We start from the raw sequence: 6,771 nt of genomic DNA on the forward strand, positions 1-6,771 counted from the left end.
CGAGAGAACCCGGCACACGTTTGCGCCTCTGCCTGTCCCTTGCAGCGCGTCTGCAAACTACTTCGCCCGCATCGCTTCCGGCGTATCCGGCTGCGCGGACGGATGCGCCTTGGCGAATGCCGGCAGCGCCATGGCGGTCTCGTGGATGCGCTTCACGGTCGGCCAGGGCGACAGGCTGATCTGCTGGTTGATCGCCGCCGTGACGTGGCCGACCAGGCAGATGTCGGCAAGGGTGGGCGCATCGCCGTGACAGAGCCGGCCGGTCGCCTTGTGGCCGGCGAGGTGGCCCTCGAGCGCCGCCAGCGTCTCGACCGTCCAGTGCCGCCGCCACGCGTTCTGCTGGCTGTCGCGCAGATCGAGCTCGCGGTCGAGATAGCGCCGCACCCGCGGCGTCAGCAGTGGATGGCCCTCGCAGGCGACGATCAGCGCCAGCCCGCGCACCCGGGCGCGGCCGAGCGCATCCGCCGGCAGCAGCGGCGGGCTCGGGTAGGTCTCGTCGAGCCAGTCGATGATCGCGAGCGACTGGAACAGCACCGTGCCGTCGTCGGTCACCAGCGCCGGCAGCGCCATCTGCGGGTTGATCTTGCGATAGGCATCGGTGCGATGCACGTCCGCATCGAGATCGACGAAGACGACGTCGGCGGCCACGCCCTTGAGGTTGAGCGCGATCCGCACCCGAAAGCTCGCCAGCGAACGCCAGAAGGAGAAGAATTGCATGGAGTGCACCCCGCATTTCTTCCCCTCTCCCCTTGTGGGAGAGGGTCGACGCGATGCAAGGCATCGCGGACGGGTGAGGGGTCTGTCTCCGCGGATAGGGAGCCCTCATCCGCCGCGGATTTTGTCCGCGACACCTTCTCCCACAAGGCGAGACGGGAAGAAAGGTCTACCCAGCCCCGTAGCCCGGATGAAGCGCAAGCGAAATCCGGGATCGCCGGGTCAAGCCCGGCGATGACAAGTCTTGGTGAGGCCTACCCAGCCCCCACCTTCTTCTTGCGCCAGGCGAGATGCACGGCGCAGGTGCAGCCCTGCGGATGCGAGGCCAGCTCCGCGTCGTTGGCGGGCGTCGCGGCGGGCGCGATCGCCGATCCCTTGGCGCCGTCCTGCGAGGGGATGTAGTTCAAGACCGGCGCCAGCCAGCGCTCGATCTCGGCGACCGTCATGGCCTTGCGCGCGGCGTAGTCCTCGACCTGGTCGCGCTCGATCTTGCCGACGCCGAAGTAGAAGCTTTCGGGATGCGAGAAGTACAGGCCAGAGACCGACGAGCCCGGCCACATCGCAAAGCTCTCGGTCAGCTTCACGCCGGCGGTGTTCTCGGCGTCGAGCAGCGCGAACAGCGTCCGCTTCTCGGTGTGGTCGGGCTGCGCCGGATAGCCGGGTGCCGGGCGGATGCCGTCATATTTCTCGAGGATCAGTTCGTCCGCCGACCAGGTCTCGTCGGGCGCGTAGGCCCAGAATTCCTTGCGCACGCGCTGGTGCATGCGCTCGGCGAAAGCTTCGGCCAGACGATCGGCCAGCGCCTTGCACAGGATCGAGGAGTAGTCGTCATTGGCGTTCTTGAAGCGGTCGGCGACCGCATCCTCGCCGATCCCCGCAGTGACGACGAAGCCGCCGATATAGTCTGGCACGCCGGTCTCGACAGGCGCGATGAAATCGGACAGCGCGGCGTTGAAGCGGCCCTCGCGCTTCTCGAGTTGCTGGCGCAGGGTGTGGAAGGTCGCGATCTTCCTGGCGCGGCTCTCGTCGGCATAGACCTCGATGTCGTCGCCGACTGCGTTGGCCGGCCAGAAGCCGATGGTGGCGCGGGCGGTGAACCACTTCTCCTTGATGATGGTGTCCAGCATCTGGCGCGCGTCGGCATAGAGCGAGCGGGCGACCTCGCCGACCTTGGGGTCGTCGAGGATCGCCGGGAAGCGGCCGGTCAGCTCCCAGGTCTGGAAGAACGGCGTCCAGTCGATGTAGTCGGCGAGCTCGGCAAGATCGTAGGCGTCGAAGCTCTTCAACCCGAAGAAGGCCGGCTTCTTCGGCGGCGCCGCCGCAAAGTCGATCGCGACCTTGTTGGCGCGGGCCTCACCAAGCTTCAGCCGCTTCTTGTCGGCCTGGGCGCGGAAATGCGCCGTCGAGATTTTTGCGTATTCGGCGCGCACCTCGGCGGCGTAGGCCTGCTTCTTCTCGGCGGACAGCAGCGAGGACGCGACGCCGACGGCACGGCTCGCGTCATTGACATGCACGACAGGGCCGCCCGGATAGTTCGGGTCGATCTTCACGGCGGTGTGCACGCGGCTCGTGGTGGCGCCGCCGATCAAAAGCGGCAGGTTCATGCCCTGCCGTTGCAGCTCGCCGGCGAGGAAGCTCATCTCGTCTAGCGAGGGCGTGATCAGGCCGGACAGGCCGATGATGTCGGCGCCCTCGGCCTTCGCGGTCTCGATGATCTTGTTGGCGGGCACCATGACGCCGAGGTCGATGACCTCGAAATTGTTGCACTGGAGCACGATGCCGACGATGTTCTTGCCGATGTCGTGGACGTCGCCCTTCACCGTCGCGAGCACGATCTTGCCCGCGGCGTTGCGGCCGCCGGTGATGCCGTTGGCGAGGTTGCGGGCCTTCTCCTCCTCCATGAACGGCATCAGATAGGCGACGGCCTGCTTCATCACACGGGCCGACTTCACGACCTGCGGCAGGAACATCTTGCCGTCGCCGAACAGGTCGCCGACCACGTTCATGCCGGCCATCAGCGGGCCCTCGATGACGTCGAGCGGACGGGACGCGTTCTGGCGGGCGGCCTCGGTGTCCTGCTCGATGAACTCGGTGATGCCGTGCACCAACGCGTGGGACAGTCGCTTCTCGACCGGCCATTCGCGCCAGGCGAGATCGGCTTCCTTGGTCTGCTTCTCCTTGCCGCGGAATTTCTCGGCCAGCGCCAAGAGCCGCTCGGAGGCGCCGGGGTCGCGGTTGAGGATCACGTCCTCGCAGGTCTGGCGCAGCTCGGGGTCGATGTCGTCATAGACGATCATCTGCCCGGCATTGACGATGCCCATGTCCATGCCGGCATGGATGGCGTGATACAGGAACACCGAGTGCATCGCCTCGCGCACCGGTTCGTTGCCGCGGAACGAGAACGACAAATTGGAGACGCCGCCGGAGATGTGGGCGCCGGGCAGGTTCGCCCGGATCCAGCGCGTCGCTTCGATGAAGTCGACGCCGTAATTGTTGTGCTCTTCGAGGCCGGTCGCGATCGCGAAAATATTCGGATCGAAGATGATGTCCTCGGGCGGGAAGTCGAGCCGGCCGACCAGGATGTCGTAGGCGCGCTTGCTGATCTCGGTCTTGCGCTTGAACGTGTCGGCCTGGCCGGTCTCGTCGAACGCCATCACCACCACGGCGGCGCCGTGGCGCTTGGCGACGGTCGCTTCATGGATGAACTTCTCCTCGCCTTCCTTGAGCGAGATCGAGTTCACGATCGGCTTGCCCTGGATGCATTTCAGGCCGGCCTCGATGACGTGGAACTTCGAGGAATCGACCATCACGGGCACGCGCGCGATGTCGGGCTCGGCGGCGACGAGGTTGAGGAACGTCACCATCGCCGCTTCGGAATCGAGCAGGCCTTCGTCCATGTTGACGTCGATGACCTGCGCGCCGTTCTCGACCTGGTCGCGCGCGACCTGCAGCGCGGCGGTGTAGTCGCCGGCGGTAATCAGCTTGCGGAAGCGCGCCGAGCCGGTGACGTTGGTGCGCTCGCCGACATTCACGAACGGAATGGCGTCGGTCAGCGTGAACGGCTCGAGGCCGGACAGCCTGAGCCGCGGCGCGATCTCGGGCACCACGCGCGGCTTGTGCGGGGCGACGGCCTTGGCGATCGCCGCGATATGGTCGGGCGTGGTGCCGCAGCAGCCGCCGACGATGTTGACGAGGCCGGCGGCGGCGAACTCGCCGATCAGCCGCGCCATGTAGTCCGGCGTCTCGTCATACTGGCCGAATTCGTTGGGCAGGCCGGCGTTCGGGTATGCGCAGACCAGCGTGTCGGCGACGCGGCCGATATCGGCGATATGCGCGCGCAGATCTTCGGCGCCGAGTGCGCAGTTGAAGCCGATCGTGATCGGCCTGGCGTGCCGCACCGAATGCCAAAACGCCTCCGGCAATTGCCCGGAAAGCAGACGGCCGGATTTGTCGGTGATGGTGCCGGAAATCATCACCGGCACGTCGATGCCGCGCTCCTCGATGATCTCGGAGATCGCGTACAGCGCCGCCTTGGCGTTCAGCGTGTCGAAGATGGTCTCGACCAGCAGCAGGTCGGCGCCGCCGTCGAGCAGGCCCTTGGCCTGTTCACCGTAAGCCTTGCGCAGATCGTCGAAGGTCACCGCGCGATAGCCGGGATTGGAAACGTCGGGCGAGATCGAGGCGGTGCGGTTGGTCGGGCCGAGCGCGCCGGCGACAAAGCGCGGCTTGCCGTCCTCGGCGCTCACCCGCTCGGCGGCGGTGCGCGCCAGCCGAGCGCCCTGCAGGTTCAGCTCATAGGCGAGGTCCGACATGTCGTAGTCGGCCTGCGCGATCGAGGTCGAGGAGAAGGTGTTGGTCGCGACGATGTCGGCGCCGGCGCGCAGATATGCGGCGTGGATGTCCGTGATCGCATCGGGCTGGGTCAGGATCAGCAGATCGTTGTTGCCCTTGATGTCGCGGTGGAAGTCCGCGAACCGCGCGCCGCGGAACGCGGCTTCGTCGAACTGCAGGCCCTGGATCATCGTGCCCATGGCGCCGTCGAGCACCAGGATGCGCTCGCGGGCAGCCGCGAGCAAAGCGTTACGCTTGGGGGAAACGGGAACGGACATGTGTCAGGCAGCTTTCTGGGCACCGTTCGGCCGGATGCCGAGCAGGTGGCTGATCGCGAACACGAGGTCCGCGCGGTTCATGGTGTAGAAGTGGAAGGTGTCGACGCCGTGCTTGAACAGCTTCTGCACCTGGCCGGCGGCGACGGTGGCGGCAACCAGCTTGCGGGTCTCGGCGTCGTTGTCGAGGCCCTCGAACTTCTCGGCGAGCCAGTCCGGCACGCTGGTGCCGGCGCGCGTCACGAAATTGCGCGCCTGCTTGAAATTGTGCATCGGCATGATGCCCGGCACGATCGGAATCTCGATGCCGCGCGCGCGCACCCGGTCGACATAGCGGTGGTACAGGTCGTTGTCGAAGAACACCTGGGTGATCGCGCGCGTCGCGCCGGCGTCGACCTTGGCCTTCAGCGTGTCGATGTCGGCGTCGAAATCCTTCGCTTCCGGATGCTTCTCGGGATAGGCGGATACCGAGATCTCGATGTCGGCGTGGCGCCTCTTGATCCCGGCGACGAGCTCGGCCGAGCTCTGGTAGCCGTCCGGATGGGTGAAATAGGGCGTGCCGATGCCGCCGGGCGGATCGCCGCGCAGCGCGACGATGTGACGGACGCCGACCTCATGGTAGCGGTCGACGATGTCGTCGATCTCGCCGCGCGAGGCGCTGACGCAGGTCAGATGCGCGGCCGGCAGCAGATCGGTCTCGCGCAGGATGCGGGTGATGGTCGAATGGGTGCGTTCGCGGGTCGAGCCGCCGGCGCCGTAGGTGACCGAGACGAAGTTCGGCGTCAGCGGCGCCAGGCGATTGATGGTCTCCCAGAGATTGCGCTCCATCTCCTCGGTCTTCGGCGGGAAGAACTCGAAGGAGATTTTCGGCGCCTTGGGCGCACGCGGCGCGTTCGGCACGGAGGAAATGGTCTCGGTCATGATACGCAAGGGCTCCGCAACTGGAGGGCAGACGTCCGGCCTGGATATGAAGGCCCTAAGATAAGCCAAACGCGTTGGATCAAACAGCCCATCGGATATGGGAAATTGCCCATTCGTGGCGCAGATTCGGCAAAAATTGACTATGCGGTATGTTCGGTGGGCAGTCCGTCGACTTCGCCGAAGACGACATTAACATATTGAAAAATATTAATAAAGTAGATTGTTTGCAATTGATTGGAGAACGAAATCGATTGTGGGTAGCGTGGTAAAAAGATGAGTCATTGCATGTCGTCCCAAAGCCGACGGCTGCCGGCGCCGGCGTTCCGCCGCGGGACTGGTCTGCGCGGCCGGGGCCTTTGTCGCCTCCTGGCGCCACACTAGGTTGACGGCCATGATTCCGCTCTCCGTCCTCGACCTGTCCGTCGTCACCACCGGCACCAGGCCGGCTGTTGCGCTCCGCAACAGCATCGACCTGGCACGCCATGTCGATGGCCTCGGCTATATCCGCTACTGGCTCGCTGAGCACCACAACCTCGCTTCCGTCGCGAGTCCGGCGCCCGATCTGATGATCGGGCAGATCGCGGCGGTGACGTCGCATATCCGTGTCGGCTCCGGCGGCGTGATGCTGCCCAACCACGCGCCGCTCGTCGTCGCCGAGCGCTTCAAGATGCTGGAGGCACTGTTTCCCGGCCGCATCGATCTCGGCCTCGGCCGCGCGCCCGGCACCGACGGCGCCACCGCCTATGCGCTGCGCAGCCGGCTCGATCGCCGCGAAGGCGATGATTTCCTCGAGCGGCTGCACGAGCTGACCTTGTGGGAGACGCGCGATTTCCCACCCGGCCATCCCTACAACAATGTGGTGGCGATGCCGGACGATTCGCCGCTGCCGCCGATCTGGCTGCTCGGCTCGAGCGACTATTCCGCCGAGCTCGCGGCCCAGGTCGGGATGGGCTTTGCATTCGCGCATCATTTTGCCACTCACGATGCAATTGCGGCGATGGCCAACTACCGCGCGCATTTCAAGCCGTCG

Annotated in this window: 4 protein-coding genes; 1 reads left to right on the forward strand and 3 read right to left on the reverse strand. The window is 65.8% G+C overall.

The window, feature by feature from the left end; translation table 11 throughout:
* Nucleotides 1-57: 57 nt before the first annotated feature.
* The 3 genes from maiA to metF all read right to left on the reverse strand — a co-directional run bounded on the left by maiA (nt 58) and on the right by metF (nt 5,741).
* Complete coding sequence (gene maiA, locus AKL29_RS24590; RefSeq protein WP_050385945.1) at nt 58-717, reverse strand: maleylacetoacetate isomerase; 660 nt, start codon at nt 715-717, stop codon at nt 58-60.
* A 251-nt stretch (nt 718-968) separates the two neighbouring features.
* The gene (metH, locus tag AKL29_RS24595; protein ID WP_050385946.1) at nt 969-4,823 is read right to left on the reverse strand and encodes a methionine synthase; all 3,855 of its coding nucleotides are present in this window, start codon (nt 4,821-4,823) and stop codon (nt 969-971) included.
* A 3-nt stretch (nt 4,824-4,826) separates the two neighbouring features.
* Nucleotides 4,827-5,741, reverse strand: coding sequence for a methylenetetrahydrofolate reductase [NAD(P)H] (gene metF / locus AKL29_RS24600; protein WP_016840922.1), 915 nt, complete (start codon nt 5,739-5,741; stop codon nt 4,827-4,829).
* Between the two features lie 391 nt (nt 5,742-6,132).
* Here metF and AKL29_RS45460 point away from each other — a divergent pair.
* A partial coding sequence (locus AKL29_RS45460) for an MsnO8 family LLM class oxidoreductase (protein ID WP_244482373.1) occupies nt 6,133-6,771 on the forward strand: 639 nt, incomplete at its 3' end.

It is taken from the genome of Bradyrhizobium pachyrhizi (assembly GCF_001189245.1).
Classification (GTDB): domain Bacteria; phylum Pseudomonadota; class Alphaproteobacteria; order Rhizobiales; family Xanthobacteraceae; genus Bradyrhizobium; species Bradyrhizobium pachyrhizi.

Coding starts and splice junctions, on each gene's coding strand:
- maiA (WP_050385945.1), bottom strand. CDS start 717: ATGCAATTCTTCTCCTTCTGGCGTTCGCTGGCGAGCTTTCGGGTGCGG.
- metH (WP_050385946.1), bottom strand. CDS start 4,823: ATGTCCGTTCCCGTTTCCCCCAAGCGTAACGCTTTGCTCGCGGCTGCC.
- metF (WP_016840922.1), bottom strand. CDS start 5,741: ATGACCGAGACCATTTCCTCCGTGCCGAACGCGCCGCGTGCGCCCAAG.